The sequence below is a fragment of the Ruminococcus champanellensis 18P13 = JCM 17042 genome, from assembly GCF_000210095.1.
Classification (GTDB): domain Bacteria; phylum Bacillota; class Clostridia; order Oscillospirales; family Ruminococcaceae; genus Ruminococcus_F; species Ruminococcus_F champanellensis.
Genome location: NC_021039.1, coordinates 619,570 through 634,344, shown reverse-complemented (window position 1 = coordinate 634,344; position 14,775 = coordinate 619,570). Strand labels below are relative to the sequence as shown.

Below are 14,775 nucleotides of genomic sequence, written 5' to 3'. Positions count from 1 at the left end.
GCACTCCTTTCTCAGCCGCCCTGTACCAGCACCCGGCGCGTAGCACGGCGCTGGGCGTAATAGAACAAAACTCCCAGTGCCAGCAGCCACAGTGTCTGGATACCCACCATTTCCAGGCAGGTACCCATGTCATACTTTCCGATGTAGATGCTCAGAGGTGTCTGGAAGATATGTACAAAGGGAAGCCATTGCAGAGTCACCTGTAACCAATGGGGGAAGAACCAGATGGGAATGATGGCGCCGGACAGCAGATTTACAAAGTGATATTTTACGGAAAATGCAGGGCCCAGGCTGATGGCAGAGAATGCCAGCATAGCAAAGGTGGCGGAAAACGCCCAGTTGATGCCATAGCCCAGCACAAAGCTCAGCAGGAACAGCCCGAAATGCCCCCCGGATGCGGGAACCGGCAGTCCGAACAGCAGGGCTCCCACCGCAAGGATGGGCAGGGCAGAGCGGAACAGACTGATGACCAGGCTGCCCATATCCTCCGCCAGATACAGGGAAAACAAATTGATGGGTTTGATCATATCCGTTGCAATACTGCCGGATTTCACCGCCTCTGTGATCCGATCCTCCACCCCCATGTAGGACAGGGAGGACACCAGCGCAGAGATCACCGTGTAGGTAGTCATACCCTGTACGGATACATCGTGGCTGATGTCCACGCCGGCATAGACTGCCCTCCAGAAATAACCGATGGCGATCATCATCAGAATCTGTAATACCAGATAAGACCAGACCTCAAACCGGTATGCCAGCATGGTCTGCATCCGCAGACGGGCAATGTACAAATATGTTTTGATACGACTCACTCCTTTCAACTGTGAAAAAGCGCAAAAAGGCGCCGCCGGAATCCATCCGGCGGCGCCTTAGGGTATCCTGCGTCAGAACGCAGGAACCCCTCCGTAAAAGGCAGGCTCCGATGGTTTCCGTATACAATGCATCATGGTATTGCTGCGGCGCAGATGTACAAACATAGTCAGAACCTCCTTTCACAAAATGATGAGTCAATTATATCATATATCTTTCTCACTGTCAACCCATTTTTCAGAAGTTTTTCTGCAAAATAAAAACAGACCGCAAAACTGCGGTCTGTGAGGAGGGGAAACGAACCAAGCTTACTTCAGATCCGACCACTGGGTGGTTTCTCCGGTGTAGATCTTCCGGATCTGGTCGGAGGTCAGCTCCGAGCAGCTGTTGTCCTTGTTGACGATGACGGCAATGCCATCCATGGCGATCTTCGTAGCAGTAACACCCTTGGCGGTCTCACTGTCCTTCAGTTCCCGGGACGCCATGCCGATCTGGCATACTCCCTCAACGGCGGAGGTGATGCCGGCGCTGGAGCCGCTCTGCTGGATCTCGATCTTCACGCCGGAATTCAGCGCCATGTACTTATCCGCCAACACTTCCATCAGCGGTGCCACAGAGGTGGATCCGGCAATGGTCAGGGTACCGGTCTGACCGGATGCCTTGTACGTCTCGCCCTGGGTGATGCTGATGTAGCCCTTTTCATCTACCACTGCCTGCCCGTCCGTGCTGAGGATGTAGCTGATGAAATCCTGTGCCAGAGGGGTCAGATCCTTGCCGGTCACGATGTTGAAGGGACGGGATACTGCGTATTTGCCCGCCTTCACATTTTCTGCGGTGGCTTCTACTCCGTCCACCTTGACCGCCTTTACAGTGTCATTGAGCGAACCCAGGGACACATAGCCAATGGCAGCCTTGTTGCCTGCCACGGTGGTCAGCATAACGGAGGTGCTGTTTGTGACCTCTGCGGTATCCGTGGTGTTGTCCTTGTCATCCTTGACTACGCCCATCAGCTCGCTGAATGCGGAACGGGTACCGGAGCCGTCCTCACGGGACACCACTGTGATTTTTTCGTTCTGACTGCCGCAGCCCACTGCGGTAGCTGCCATCAATACGGCACAGCTTAACAATGCAAGAAACTTTTTCATATGCATACTCCTTCTTCATGTTTATTTGTGTTTTTTGCTGTGACCTTATTCTAGCATGGAGCCTGTAAAATGCACAATCTGTTCCGGTTTAAATCCATGTAAAGCTTTTGCACTGAAATCTTTAGTTTTGTTAAAACCCCGGAAGCGGACGAGCCGCCTCCGGGGCATATTCCATATATGGATCAGGACTGGGCACCGATCACAAAGCTGCGGGTCTGGGGCGCACGGAACAGGGCGAATGCCCCCAGCATGGTGAACGCCATTTCCGGCAGCATATAGGAGCCGTTGTAGCAGATGGAGTACAGCACCACATTCCAGCCATCCGGGCAAAAGACTGCGAAAAAGATGGTACCGGAAATAAAGTGGCTGATAAACCGCAGCACCATGGCAAGCCCGATGCCGGCAGTGATCCCGCCGGCCCCATGCTTGCGGAACAGTCCGGCTACGCCCAGGGAGCCATACGCCAGCAGATAATCAAACAGCAGACAGCCCACCCAGGTGCCGGCGGTCATGCCCCAGCTCATCAATTCACCGAAGCTGAGGGCGATCTGAATCACTCCGTAGAAAAAGGAGCAGGTCAGTCCCCATTTGACCCCATAGCGGATGGACAGCAGGCATACCGGCAGCATACTCAGCAGCGTAATGGAACCGCCCAGCGGCAGCTGATACACCTTAAACAGACTCAATACGGTTGCCAGCGCCAACAGTACAGCACTGAGCACCAGCTTTTTTGTTTTCGTTTCCTTCATTGCAATATCCTCTTTTCTTTGGAACAGCAGAAAAATGCGCCAAGGCTCTCACCTCAGCGCATATCTGTACGCTCCGGAAATTTCTGTTCCAGTATAACACAGTCCCTGCGTTCTGTCAATCATCTCAAGGAATTGCCCACATATTTTTGTTCAAACACGGAAACCGGCACCGCCTTGTCCAGCAGCCAGCCCTGTGCCTTCTTAAAGCCGCAGGCACACAGGAAATCCGCCTGTTTCCGGTTTTCTACGCCCTCGAAAATGATTTCCTTTTCCGTTGCCTGGATCAGCATGCACATACGCTTGATGTACTCCCGGTGCTTTTCGGAAACCTCGATGCTGTCCACGAACGCCTTATCCACCTTCACCACATCAATGGGAGAGCCCATCAGCAGACTCAAGGAGGAGTAGCCCTTGCCAAAATCGTCAATGTCAATGGAGAAGCCAGCCTCCTGCAGGCGACACATATTCCGCTCCATCTGTTGCGCATCGGATGCAAAAGCACTTTCCGTTACCTCTACTTCAATATAGCGGCTGTCGATCTGATACTTTTTGGCAAGGCCAATGACCCGATCCACAAAGTTGGGGTAGTTGTTGTGAAGCCGGGAAAAATTCACGGAAATGGGCACAAGGGGCATCCCGTTGTCCTGCCAATGGCGCAGGCTCCGCAGCACTTCCTCATACATGAAGAAATCCAGCTCTACGATATAGCCCACCTTTTCCAGAATATCGATAAATTCCGAGGGCATCCGGTAGGTGCCGTCCGGATTCCGCCAGCGCACCAGTGCCTCCGCCCCAATGATCCGCAGATCGTCCATCATAAACTTGGGCTGCAGGAACAGCTCCACTGTGTGGGACGCAATGGCACCGTGCAGCTCTGCGGCAATGGTCTTTTCCTTTGCCCGGGCTGTCCGCAGTGCTTCATAGTAAATGCAGCAAAGATCATCTTTCCCGGTCTTTGCCTTCCTCCGTGCCAGATTGGCATTGTCCATTTCCTCCGTCACTTCAAAATGCCGGGGGTCAATAAAGCTGATACCGGTTGCCACCTGGATCTCACTGGCAGGATACTTTTTGCGCTGCCGCTGGACAAACAGGGCATCCCGCTCCCGCACCAGCCGCTCCAGCTCATCCCGGGTATCGGTTTTCATCAGGCACAGAAAGTAGTCCGAGTTGATCCGGCTGCCAAATACCGTTGCCGGAGAGGAACTGATGATGGAGCCGAACTCATACAGCATGGTATTGCCGGAATCGTAGCCGAAATTATCATTTACATAGGAAAAATCGTTGAAATCCGAATATACAAAGGCGTAGCAGGCATTGGTGTCCGCCTCCTCCAGATACAGAGCGCTGCGCTCCTTGAAGGCAACCCGATTCAGCAGGCCGGTAACCGGATCCGTGGTGGACAACCGTTCGATGATGCGCTTATCCTCGCTGACAGTTTTCTTCAGCCGCCGCAGGTTATCCACGCTGGTCTGCCTGCCGAACAGCCGGACGATCTCCCCCTGCTCGTTGGCGGAGCACACGCAGACCAGCCGGTACCATTCGTAATCCTCCGCACCGGGCATGCGCATGCGCACCTCGATGGAGGTCTTTTTCTCCTCCGTCAGACAGGACATCAGTTCCCGGAGAAACCGGGGATAATCCTCCGGATGCACCACCTTTTTGGGAATGCTCCGCTCCAGATAGCCGGGGATGGCTGCCGGGATCTTTCCCTGCCGCACCGGCAGGAAATTCTGCGGCAAATTCATGATATCGTGCTTGACATCATAATCGTAAAACAGCTCGTCCGTATGCTCGGCAATCAACTGGTACCGCTCTGTCTGAAGCCGCAGCTCCTCATCCCGCTGCTTCGCCTTGGTAATATCAAAGGTGGCAAGATAAAACAATGGGTTGCCGTTCTGTATCCGCAAAAACTGCCCGCGCACATCCACCCACATCAGGGACTGATCCTTCCGGATCACACGCACCTGCATGAAAATAGTCTTTTCCCCCCGGGCAATGGCGGCGATATGCTGGTTCAGAATGGGAAGATCCTGTGGATAGAACAGCTTGCCCAGAATGCCCCCGTTGGAGGTCTCCATATATTCCTCCCGGGTGTAGCCGAACTGGTGGAAGTAATCCTCCGTAGCGTGGAGCAGATGCATGGCAGTTTCCTTGATCTCCACGATACTGACGCTGCCCGGCAGGTTCTGGATCAGCGCCTCCAGTTCCATTTCTGTTTCATTGAACTTGGCCTGGAGCCGCTTGATGTGGGAAATATCCGTCAGCGTAATCTCTCCGACGAGCTTGCCGTTCTCATCCTGCCTTTGTTTGCCGAAGCAGAATACATAGGTCACGCTGCCGTCCTTGCGCTGGAGCCGGTGCTCCAGATACGCCGTATCCTGCACTGCCAGAATGGCGCTCAGCTCCTTGGCGTAGATCGGGAAATCCTCCTTGACGAACAGATCCTGAAAGCAAAGCTGCTGCTTTTCCACATCCTGCAGGGTGTAGCCGGTAATGGCGTAAAACCCGGCGTCTGCAAAAATGATCCGATTATGCTCCAGCACGTCTACCAGCAGCGTACCATAATTGACTCTGGCAACAATGTCACTTTTTCTCAAAGTGTTCCCCCCCCATCGGTGAAGTAGGTTTTCATGCACCCGTTGTATCTGTCTGGGGTACGAGAATATGGGGCTGGTTCGCATTCTCCCCACTATACATACATTATAGCTTGTTTTCATAAATAGGTCAACCTAAAAACCGGAATCTCGTGCAAAACATCTAAAATCGGACCGATATAGGTGGAAAAGAAATAAAACTGCCAAAAACGCAACCGAATCAGCAGCACGTTTCCACATGACTTCATCTTTTTTTGCAGAAGGACTTGACAAATCGCCCGCATCGTGCTATAGTGTTCCTGAAAGATACTACTTGAAAGGCGGAGTGAATGATGGATGCGGCGGAAATGCTGATGCAGTTTGCCCTGACCCGGCAGGAGGCGCTGATCTATATGGCGCTGACCACGGACGGAGCCATGACCGGCTATGAGGTTGCCAAACAACTGGGCATCTCCCGTTCCAATTGCTACACCTCCCTGGCAAGTCTGGTGGAAAAGGGCGCCGCTTACCTGCTGGAGGACACAGCGACCCGGTATGTGGCGGTCAAGCCGGAGGAATTCTGTGGCAACCGGATCCGGATGCTGGAGGAGCTGAAGGACAAGCTTGCCCAGCAGCTACTGCCCCGGGCAGCACAGACGGAAGGCTATCTGACCATCGGCGGGCAGGAAAACATGATCGACAAGGCGGTCTTTATGATCGAGCATGGGGCGGAGCGGCTGTATCTGTCGGCGGAGCGGGTCTGTCTCGAACCGCTGATCCCAAGCCTGACGGCAGCCGCAGAACGGGGCATGCAGGTCACAGTGATTACGGACGTCCCCTTCTCCCAGCCGGGGATCCGGTTTTATACGGCGGACTGCCACCCGGGTCAGATCCGGCTGATCGTGGACTCCAACGCAGTGCTGACCGGAGATCTGACCACGGACGGCACCTGTCTGTACTCCCGGAAAAAGAACCTGATCGACCTGTTCAAAGAAGCCATGCGGAATGAAATTCAGCTGATCGAGCTGTATCAAAACGAGAAAGGATCTGTACTATGAAAACAACGTTTGCAACCAAGGAGATCGTGGAGCGCATCGCCGCCCAGTACCCCACCCCCTTCTATCTGTACGATGAAAAGGGCATCCGGGAGAACGCACGGAAGCTGAAGCAGGCGTTTGCCTGGAACAAGGGCTACCGGGAATACTTTGCAGTCAAGGCGACCCCCAATCCCTTTATTCTGAAAATTCTGCAGGAGGAGGGCTGCGGCGTGGACTGCTCCTCTCTGACGGAGCTGATGATGAGCGAGGCATGCGGCTTTTCCGGCAGCGATATCATGTTCTCCTCCAATGTGACCCCGGCGGAGGATTTCAAGCTGGCAAAGAAGCTGGGCGCATACATCAACCTGGATGATATCACCCACATTGACTTTCTGGAACAGGTTGCAGGTCTGCCGGAGACCATCTTCTGCCGGTACAATCCCGGCGGACATTTTGAGATCGAAACCCATGTCATGGACAATCCGGGGGAGGCAAAGTACGGCTTTACCACCCAGCAGCTGATCGATGGGTTCAAGATCCTGATGCAGAAGGGGGTCAAGCACTTCGGTCTGCATGCCTTCCTGGCAAGCAACACCGTCACCAACGCCTACTACCCCAAGCTGGCACGGGTGCTGTTTGAAACTGCTGTCATGCTCAAGAAGGAGACCGGTGCAGACATCCGCTTTGTAAACCTGTCCGGCGGCGTGGGCATCCCCTATCGGCCGGAACAGGAACCCAACGACATTCTCGCCATCGGCGAGGGCGTCCGCCAGGCATTCGAGGAGATCATGGTACCCGCAGGGCTGGGGGATGTAGCCATCTTTACCGAACTGGGCAGATTCATGCTTGGCCCCTACGGCAATCTGATCACCAAGGCAGTACACGAAAAGCACATTTACAAGGAATACATCGGCGTGGATGCCTGCGCTGCAAATCTGATGCGGCCTGCCATCTACGGGGCATACCACCACATTACCGTGCTGGGCAAGGAGAATGCACCCTGCGACCACAAGTATGACGTAACCGGCGGTCTGTGCGAGAACAACGACAAGTTTGCCGTTGACCGGATGCTGCCCAAGATCGACATGGGGGATTATCTTGCCATCCACGACGCCGGGGCACACGGCTTCTCCATGGGCTACAACTACAACGGCAAGCTGCGCTCTGCGGAGATCCTGCTGTGCGAGGACGGCAGCTTCAAGCTGATCCGCCGGGCGGAAACACCGGCTGACTACTTTGCGACCTTCGATTTCACCGGTTTATTCCCCCAAAAATAAGCGTCCGGATTCTGACCGCCTCCGATTTCCCATCGGAGGCGGTTTCCTATTGACAAGGGCAGAAAAATGTCGTATAATAGCATCATAGGATATGCAACAAGCGATGTATAATAAACAGAAAGGACCCAACATGGAACATATCATTGAAATCAAGGGGCTGAACAAGTCCTTCGGAGAGGTGCATGCGGTGCGGGATCTGTCCTTCCATGTGGACGCCGGAGCGCTATTCGCCTTTCTGGGGGTCAACGGTGCCGGAAAATCCACCACCATTTCCATTCTCTGCGGACAGCTTCGCAAGGACAGCGGCACCGTCATTGTCTGTGGCAAGGATACAGACGCTGACATGGGGGACATCAGCCGGATGCTGGGGGTGGTATTCCAGGATTCCGTACTGGACAAAGCCCTCACCGTCCGGGATAATCTGCAAAGCCGGGCAGCCCTGTACGGCATTAAAGGGCAGGCATTCCGGAAGCGGCTGGAGGAGCTTGCAAAGCTGCTGGACTTCGGGGATCTGCTGGGACGCACAGTGGGCAAGCTGTCCGGGGGACAGCGGCGGCGCATTGACATTGCCCGTGCCCTGCTGCATCAGCCCCGGATTCTGATTCTGGACGAGCCCACCACCGGACTGGATCCCCAGACCCGGAAGCTGCTGTGGGATGTGGTGCAGAAGCTGCGTCGGGAGGCGCACATGACCGTGTTTCTGACCACCCACTATATGGAGGAGGCTGCGGATGCGGACTATGTCATCATTCTGGACAACGGTGCCATTGCCGCCCAGGGCACGCCCCTGGAGCTGAAAAATCAATACACCGGGGATTTCATCACCCTGTACGGACTGGATGATGCCCAGAAGCAGACACTGGGGCTGCCCTATGAGCAGCTACGGGATGCCATCCGGGTATCGGTGCCCAATACGGCAGCAGCCACCAGGCTCATTACAGCCCATCCGGCACTGTTTACGGACTATGAGATCACCAAGGGGAAAATGGACGACGTATTCCTTGCGGTGACCGGCAAGAAACTGACGGGAGGGATGGACAAATGACAGGACTGGGCAATCTGATCCGCCGCAACTGCAAGCTGTTTTTCAAGGACAAAGCCATGTTCTTTACGTCCCTGATTACCCCCATGATCCTGCTGGTGCTGTACGCCACATTCCTGGCAAAGGTCTACCGGGACAGCTTTGCCTCCTCCCTGCCCAAGGGTATGGACATCCCCCAGAAGCTCATTGATGCCACTGCCGGAGGAGAACTGCTTTCCTCCCTGCTGGCGGTCAGTTGCGTCACCGTATCCGTCTGCTGCAACGCCCTCATGGTACAGGACAAAGTGACCGGTGCCCGGCGGGATCTGACCATGACTCCGGTGCGCCGCTCCACCCTGGCGCTGAGCTATTACTTTGCCACCATCATCAGCACTCTGATCATCTGCATCCTGGCACTGGGTGCAGGCATGCTCTACCTGGCAAAGGTGGGGTGGTACATGTCCGCCGGGGACGTGTTCCTGCTGCTGTCGGATGTGGTTCTGCTGGTGCTGTTCGGCACAGCGCTCTCCAGCATCATCAACTTCTTCCTGTCCTCCCAGGGTCAGATTTCCGCCGTTGGCACCATCATCAGCGCCGGATATGGCTTTATCTGCGGTGCCTATATGCCCATCTCCCAGTTCGGAGCAGGTCTGCAAAAGGTCATCAGCTTCCTGCCCGGCACCTACGGCACAAGCCTGCTGCGGAATCATGCGCTCCGTGGGGTGTATGCGGAAATGGAGGCGCAGCAGTTCCCGGCGGAAATCATTGAAAGCATCAAGGACTCCATCGACTGTAATCTGTACTTCTTCGGCACCAAGGTGTCCCTGCCTGCCATGTATGGGATCCTGTGCGGCGCCATTGTCCTGCTGATCGGGGGCTATGTGCTGCTGAATCTGCTGCATCGCAAGGCGAAAAAATAAGACAGCACCCTTGCAGAAATTCTGTGGTGCTGTCATAAAAAGCCGCCCCGGAGGATTCCCCGGGGCGGTGTTGGCTTAGAGCTGATTACTTTAAGAAGGAAAACAGGCCCTTTTTCTCATAAGGCTCCGTGCGGATCTCCCCCAGGGTATACCCGGTCTGGGCGATCACTGCCCGGAGCTTTTCCTCATCCAGCGGCTCCTCACTGAGAATGACGGTTTCCTTTTTGGTGTGAGAGGATTCCACCTTCTTCACCGGGAATGCCTGGCGGATGGTGTCGTTCACATGCGCCTCGCAGTGACCGCACATCATCCCATCGATCTGTAATATTGTCCGAATCATGTTTCATACCTCCTGTGATTCTATGGCTGTGACTTTGTATCCAGCCTGTTTGACTGCTTGCTTCAGCGTATCATTTGCCACCGTCTCATTCAGCGTCACCACTGCCGTGCCGGCAGTATGGCTCACCTGAACCGTGCCTACCCCTTGGATGCCCTCCAGGGCGGTGCGCACATGATTCTCGCAGTTACCGCACATCATGCCCTTGATGTGCAGGGTTCGGGTCTGGGTGCTGCCGGATGCTGCCGCCGGTTTCCCCTTGTGATCCCGCCGGGTGTCATACAGCCGGCAGAAATTCAGCCGCAGGGCGTTGGACACCACGCATACGCTGGACAGACTCATGGCAGCCGCCCCGAACATGGGGTTCAGCGTCAGTCCCAGGGGAACGAATACCCCGGCTGCCAGGGGAATGCCGATCAAGTTGTAGAAGAATGCCCAGAACAGGTTTTCGTGGATATTCCGCAGAGCGCCCCGGCTCAGGCGAATGGCGGCAGGCACATCCGAAAGCCGGCTTTTCATCAGCACCACGTCCGCCGCATCGATGGCAACGTCCGCACCGGCACCGATGGCGATGCCCATGTCCGCACTGGTCAGCGCCGGGGCATCGTTGATGCCGTCCCCCACCATAGCCACCCTGCCCTGCTGCCGGAGACGACGGATCTCCGCCTCCTTGCCCTCTGGCAGTACATCGGAGATCACCTGATCCACCCCTGCCTGTGCGCCGATGGCACGGGCGGTACGGGCATTGTCCCCGGTCAGCATCACCACCCGGATCCCCATGGCTTGCAGCTGCCGGATGGCTGCCGGACTGTCCTCCTTGATGGTATCCGCCACGGCGATCATACCCAGGAAGGTATCATCCTCCAGAAACAGCAGAGGGGTTTTCCCCTGCTCCGACCAGGCATTGGCTGCCTGCTCCGTTTCCAGGGACAATGGGCTCCGGGATGCAATAAACCGCAGGCTGCCCCCTGTAAGCCGCTTTCCATCCAGCGTGCCGGACAGACCATTTCCCGCATGGGCAGTGAATGCGGTCACTTCTTCGGGGGTGATGCCCTGCTGCCGGGCATACGCCAGCACCGCCTTCGCAAGGGGATGCTCACTTTTAGCCTCCAAAGCGGCAGCCGCCGCCAGCAGTCGCTGCTCTGATACGCCGGATCCCGGCAGCAGATCCGTCACTACGGGAGCACCCTGGGTAATGGTGCCGGTCTTGTCCAGTGCCACGATCTGCACCTTTCCGGTTTCCTCCAGAGATACGGCGGTCTTGAACAGAATGCCGTTCCGGGCACCTACGCCGCTGCCCACCATGATCGCCACCGGGGTGGCAAGCCCCAATGCACAGGGGCAGCTAATGACCAGCACAGAGATGCCCCGGGCAAGAGCAAAAGCGGTACCGTACCCCAGCAGTAGCCACACCAGCGTGGTGACAGCCGCAATGGAGATCACGATGGGCACGAATACCCCGGACACCCGGTCGGCGATCTTGGCGATGGGGGCTTTGGTGGCTGCCGCATCGCTGACCATGCGGATGATCTGGGACAGGGTGGTATCCTCCCCCACCCGGGACGCCTCACAGCGCAGATAGCCGGAGTGGTTGATGGTGGCGGCGCATACCGGATCTCCCAGTGCCTTGTCCACCGGAATGCTCTCCCCGGTCAGGGCGGATTCATCCACCGCACTTTCCCCCTCCAGGATCACCCCGTCCACCGGGATGCTCTCTCCGGGGCGGACTGCAAACACGTCCCCCTTCTGCACCTGCTCCGCCGGAATGGTTTCTTCCTTCCCGTCCCGGATCACAGTGGCGGTCTTGGGGGCAAGCTGCATCAGACTCCGGATGGCGTCGGTGGTTTTTCCTTTGGAGCGAGCCTCCAGCATTTTTCCCACCGTAATCAGCGTCAGGATCATGGCGGCGGACTCGAAATAAAACTCGTCCATATAGATCATGACCCGATCCATATCCCCATGTACCTGGGCATCGGTCATAGCGAACAGGGCATATACGCTCCACAAAAAGGATGCCCCGGAGCCGAGGGCAACCAGCGTATCCATGTTGGGGGAGCGATGCCACAGGCTCTGAAAGCCGCTGACAAAAAATTTCTGGTTGATGACCAGGATGCTCCCTGCAAGCAACAGTTGCACCAGTCCCATTGCCACATGGTTCCCGTCAAACCAATGGGGCAGCGGCCAGTTCCACATCATATGCCCCATGGAGAAATACATCAGCACCAGCAGCAGTGCCACAGAGGTGATGAGCCGGCGGCGGATCCTGGGGGTTTCCGTATCCCGAAGGGTATCCTTGGGCACAGTATCCTGCTTTGCCCCCTTGAGGGATGCGCCGTAGCCAGCCGCCTGCACTGCTGCGATCACCGCATCCGGGGCGGCAGTGCCCTCCACCCCCATGGAATTGGTCAGCAGATTCACCGCACAGCTTTCCACGCCAGGCACGGCGGATACCGCACGCTCCACCCGGGCGCTGCATGCGGCACAGCTCATGCCCGTTACCTCATATTGCTTCATTTCGGTTCTCCTCACTTCATCAGCTTTTGCAGGGTCGCCACCAACTCGTCGATCACCTCGTCCTGCCCCGCACGGATATCCCGCACCACACAGCCCCGAATGTGACTTGCCAGCAGCTCCCGGTTGAATGCGTTCATGGCTGCATTCACCGCTGCGGACTGGATCAGTACATCATTGCAGTAGGCGTCCTGTTCCAGCATGGTCTGGATGCCCCGTACCTGTCCTTCGATCCGCCGCAGCCGGTTCAGCAGCGCTTTTTTCTGTTCCGCACTGCGCTTTGTGGTTTTCTGACAGCAGCAGGGACAGGCTTTTTTCTCCTCCATCACATGCACCTCGTTGTGTTCGTATACCCCATGGGGGTATTTTTAGTATACACCCATCCACCCTGCTTGTCAAGGGTAGTATGCATCCCTTTTTTCAAATTATCAGACCACACAAAAAACCGCCTGCAAATGCAGACGGTTTTGCATGCTTATTTCAGATCCTCCGCTTTGACGGACAGGGCGACGCTGGAATCCAGCACCGGGGAAAGCGTCTTATCCCCCTCCGCCCACAGGTAACAGCTTTGCGCCGGAGATGGCATGAAATATTCCTCCCCGGATTTTGTCAGAAACAGTACATACTCCTGGTCGGACTGCATGGATACATAATCATTGCAGACCACTGGGTTCTGGGCTGCTTCGTTGGTACCCAACTGCAAGAAGGTCAAGGTATCCCCCTGCTTGGCATCACCCTTGTACGCTTCCTGCACCTGGATCGTCATGCGGGTATAGGGGGAATTCTCAAAGCTGGTTTCCTCCCGTTTCTGGAATTTGCACCGGAGGATCAGATCCGACTTTTCCTGCAATGCCTGGAGGCTGTCGTAAACCGGATAATCCGCATGAATACTGGATTCCGTGTTTCCGGTCTGACTGGAACCGGATGCGGCAGCAGTGGTCTGTGCCGGCTGGGCGGCTGAACTGCCGGTGGAGCTGCTGTCAGCGGTGCATCCGGTCAGCAGCGCTAATGCGGCTGCAAATACAACAAGTTTTTTCATTCTGATCCTCCTTTTTCTGTACCGGGCAGCGGTCTGCCCTGTTCCTGTATGCTTCTATATATAGTATAGCATACCCCCCTGAAATGTCAATAGTTTCTTGTAGAAGAATCAATCTTTTTTCGGTGCTTCCCAGCACGCAGACAAAAAACGCCCCTGCATCCGCAAGGGCGTTCCCGATTACCAGCCGTATCGGCTGCGGATCTCCTCCGCCAGCCTGGTAGCTGCTTTCTCATGGGTCTTGGCGGTGGGGTGCCAATCAGCAGCGTAGCCGTCCGCCTGATTCTGTACGTCAAATTTCATACAGGACACATTGCTGTCCCCGGTTTCCTTGGAGTATGCGGCAACCGCAGCCTCCACGCTGGGGTACAGCCGATCCCCCATGATCCCCAGGGTGCAGAGAATGGGAGCATCCGGATTCTTCTCCCGGACGGTCTTGAGAAATTCCACATAGGCGGCGGCAAAATCCGCCTGCCGCTGGGCGTCCGTCTGGCAGTAGCTGTCGTCGTTGGTGCCCAGGTTGATGACCACCAGATCCGGCTGCCGGGCGAAATCCCACCTGATGGAGGCAGGCTTCTTGTCCCCGAAGCTGCCGTTGGAAAAGCCCAGCTTGGGGTAATACCGGGGCACGATCTGATGAGGCTGGAGCTTGCCGCTGTCCGTATAGCCGGACAGGATCCCGTACCCGCTGATGGATACCATACTGTAATCTGCTTTCAGGGTCTGCGCCGTCCGGTAAGCGTATGCCTTGGTCACATCCTCTGTGGCGGTGGAAAAATGATGCTCCGCCACTTCATCGTCCACGCCGTAGCCGCAGGTGATGGAATCCCCCACAAACTCGATGAGCCGGGACTGGGGCTGCGCCGGGCGGATGCCCTCCTGGGAATCCACCGTGATCTGCTTGATGGCAATGGTGGACATGGCGCATTCCGACAGCTTCACGATCCGCACCGTGACCTCCTGTGCCGCATCGCTCTGGAATACGGTATAGGTCTTTTCCGGCTGATCGATCTGGTCATCCACCACCCGTTCCTCATTCACATACACCGCAATACGGGCATAGTTCGCCTGGTTATCCGGCGCTTCGGCGATCTGATCCCCGGCGATGGTGATCTCCGCCTTGGTGCCGGTAAAGGTAAATGCCGCTCCGGTGCCGGAATAGGCGCACCAGCGCATATCGTCCGCATAATAAGTGCGCCCCAGGGGCAGCACCGCCTCCTCCGAGGGGGCATAGGTTTTGTGCATATCGTTTTCCTCCGTTCTGCATCCGGCAAGCAACCCTGTACAGCTTACCGCAAGACAGACCGCTGTCGCAACCGCTTTGCATGCTCTCATCCGCATTTTCTCCTTTATATGATG

General features: G+C 56.1%; 13 protein-coding genes. 4 read left to right on the top strand and 9 right to left on the bottom strand.

Features of this window, described 5'->3' with window-relative positions:
* Positions 1–11: 11 nt before the first annotated feature.
* From RUM_RS02810 to RUM_RS02795, 4 genes are all read right to left on the bottom strand, one after another.
* A complete protein-coding gene (locus tag RUM_RS02810; protein WP_147645546.1) occupies positions 12–812 on the bottom strand; it encodes an ABC transporter permease in 801 nt (266 codons plus the stop codon).
* 306 nt (positions 813–1,118) lie between these two features.
* Positions 1,119–1,955: a substrate-binding domain-containing protein gene (locus RUM_RS02805; protein WP_015557706.1), complete on the bottom strand. Its 837-nt coding sequence runs from the start codon at positions 1,953–1,955 to the stop codon at positions 1,119–1,121.
* A gap of 182 nt (positions 1,956–2,137) precedes the next feature.
* A complete protein-coding gene (locus tag RUM_RS02800; RefSeq protein WP_015557705.1) occupies positions 2,138–2,704 on the bottom strand; it encodes an energy-coupled thiamine transporter ThiT in 567 nt (188 codons plus the stop codon).
* A gap of 119 nt (positions 2,705–2,823) precedes the next feature.
* The gene (locus RUM_RS02795; protein ID WP_049775494.1) at positions 2,824–5,301 is read right to left on the bottom strand and encodes a sensor domain-containing protein; all 2,478 of its coding nucleotides are present in this window, start codon (positions 5,299–5,301) and stop codon (positions 2,824–2,826) included.
* 326 nt (positions 5,302–5,627) lie between these two features.
* Between RUM_RS02795 and RUM_RS02790 the strand changes: the two genes are divergently transcribed.
* From RUM_RS02790 to RUM_RS02775, 4 genes are all read left to right on the top strand, one after another.
* The gene (locus tag RUM_RS02790) at positions 5,628–6,335 is read left to right on the top strand and encodes a TrmB family transcriptional regulator (protein ID WP_197533018.1); all 708 of its coding nucleotides are present in this window, start codon (positions 5,628–5,630) and stop codon (positions 6,333–6,335) included.
* Complete coding sequence (locus RUM_RS02785) at positions 6,332–7,591, top strand: diaminopimelate decarboxylase (protein WP_015557703.1); 1,260 nt, start codon at positions 6,332–6,334, stop codon at positions 7,589–7,591. Before RUM_RS02790 ends, RUM_RS02785 begins: the two co-directional genes overlap by 4 nt.
* A 130-nt stretch (positions 7,592–7,721) precedes the next feature.
* The gene (locus RUM_RS02780; RefSeq protein ID WP_041326224.1) at positions 7,722–8,636 is read left to right on the top strand and encodes an ABC transporter ATP-binding protein; all 915 of its coding nucleotides are present in this window, start codon (positions 7,722–7,724) and stop codon (positions 8,634–8,636) included.
* Positions 8,633–9,532 (top strand): ABC transporter permease, encoded by a 900-nt coding sequence (locus RUM_RS02775; RefSeq protein ID WP_015557701.1) that lies wholly within the window; start codon positions 8,633–8,635, stop codon positions 9,530–9,532. The genes RUM_RS02780 and RUM_RS02775 overlap by 4 nt, the downstream gene beginning before the upstream one ends.
* Before the next feature lie 85 nt (positions 9,533–9,617).
* Here RUM_RS02775 and RUM_RS02770 read toward each other — a convergent pair whose 3' ends face one another.
* The 5 genes from RUM_RS02770 to RUM_RS02750 all read right to left on the bottom strand — a co-directional run bounded on the left by RUM_RS02770 (position 9,618) and on the right by RUM_RS02750 (position 14,751).
* Positions 9,618–9,872 (bottom strand): heavy-metal-associated domain-containing protein, encoded by a 255-nt coding sequence (locus tag RUM_RS02770; protein ID WP_015557700.1) that lies wholly within the window; start codon positions 9,870–9,872, stop codon positions 9,618–9,620.
* A 3-nt stretch (positions 9,873–9,875) separates the two neighbouring features.
* The gene (locus RUM_RS02765) at positions 9,876–12,383 is read right to left on the bottom strand and encodes a heavy metal translocating P-type ATPase (protein WP_015557699.1); all 2,508 of its coding nucleotides are present in this window, start codon (positions 12,381–12,383) and stop codon (positions 9,876–9,878) included.
* Positions 12,384–12,394: 11 nt separating this feature from the next.
* Complete coding sequence (locus RUM_RS02760; RefSeq protein ID WP_015557698.1) at positions 12,395–12,706, bottom strand: metal-sensing transcriptional repressor; 312 nt, start codon at positions 12,704–12,706, stop codon at positions 12,395–12,397.
* A 149-nt stretch (positions 12,707–12,855) separates the two neighbouring features.
* On the bottom strand, positions 12,856–13,419 hold the full coding sequence (locus RUM_RS02755) for a hypothetical protein (protein ID WP_015557697.1): 564 nt from the start codon (positions 13,417–13,419) through the stop codon (positions 12,856–12,858).
* Positions 13,420–13,596: 177 nt separating this feature from the next.
* The gene (locus tag RUM_RS02750) at positions 13,597–14,751 is read right to left on the bottom strand and encodes an SGNH/GDSL hydrolase family protein (protein ID WP_015557696.1); all 1,155 of its coding nucleotides are present in this window, start codon (positions 14,749–14,751) and stop codon (positions 13,597–13,599) included.
* Positions 14,752–14,775: the final 24 nt, after the last annotated feature.

Excerpts from the sequence above, each read along its gene's own strand:
- RUM_RS02785 (WP_015557703.1), top strand. The coding sequence starts at position 6,332 with ATGAAAACAACGTTTGCAACCAAGGAGATCGTGGAGCGCATCGCCGCC.
- RUM_RS02775 (WP_015557701.1), top strand. The coding sequence starts at position 8,633 with ATGACAGGACTGGGCAATCTGATCCGCCGCAACTGCAAGCTGTTTTTC.
- RUM_RS02780 (WP_041326224.1), top strand. The coding sequence starts at position 7,722 with ATGGAACATATCATTGAAATCAAGGGGCTGAACAAGTCCTTCGGAGAG.
- RUM_RS02760 (WP_015557698.1), bottom strand. The coding sequence starts at position 12,706 with ATGGAGGAGAAAAAAGCCTGTCCCTGCTGCTGTCAGAAAACCACAAAG.
- RUM_RS02790 (WP_197533018.1), top strand. The coding sequence starts at position 5,628 with ATGATGGATGCGGCGGAAATGCTGATGCAGTTTGCCCTGACCCGGCAG.
- RUM_RS02755 (WP_015557697.1), bottom strand. The coding sequence starts at position 13,419 with ATGAAAAAACTTGTTGTATTTGCAGCCGCATTAGCGCTGCTGACCGGA.
- RUM_RS02770 (WP_015557700.1), bottom strand. The coding sequence starts at position 9,872 with ATGATTCGGACAATATTACAGATCGATGGGATGATGTGCGGTCACTGC.
- RUM_RS02805 (WP_015557706.1), bottom strand. The coding sequence starts at position 1,955 with ATGAAAAAGTTTCTTGCATTGTTAAGCTGTGCCGTATTGATGGCAGCT.
- RUM_RS02800 (WP_015557705.1), bottom strand. The coding sequence starts at position 2,704 with ATGAAGGAAACGAAAACAAAAAAGCTGGTGCTCAGTGCTGTACTGTTG.
- RUM_RS02750 (WP_015557696.1), bottom strand. The coding sequence starts at position 14,751 with ATGAGAGCATGCAAAGCGGTTGCGACAGCGGTCTGTCTTGCGGTAAGC.
- RUM_RS02765 (WP_015557699.1), bottom strand. The coding sequence starts at position 12,383 with ATGAAGCAATATGAGGTAACGGGCATGAGCTGTGCCGCATGCAGCGCC.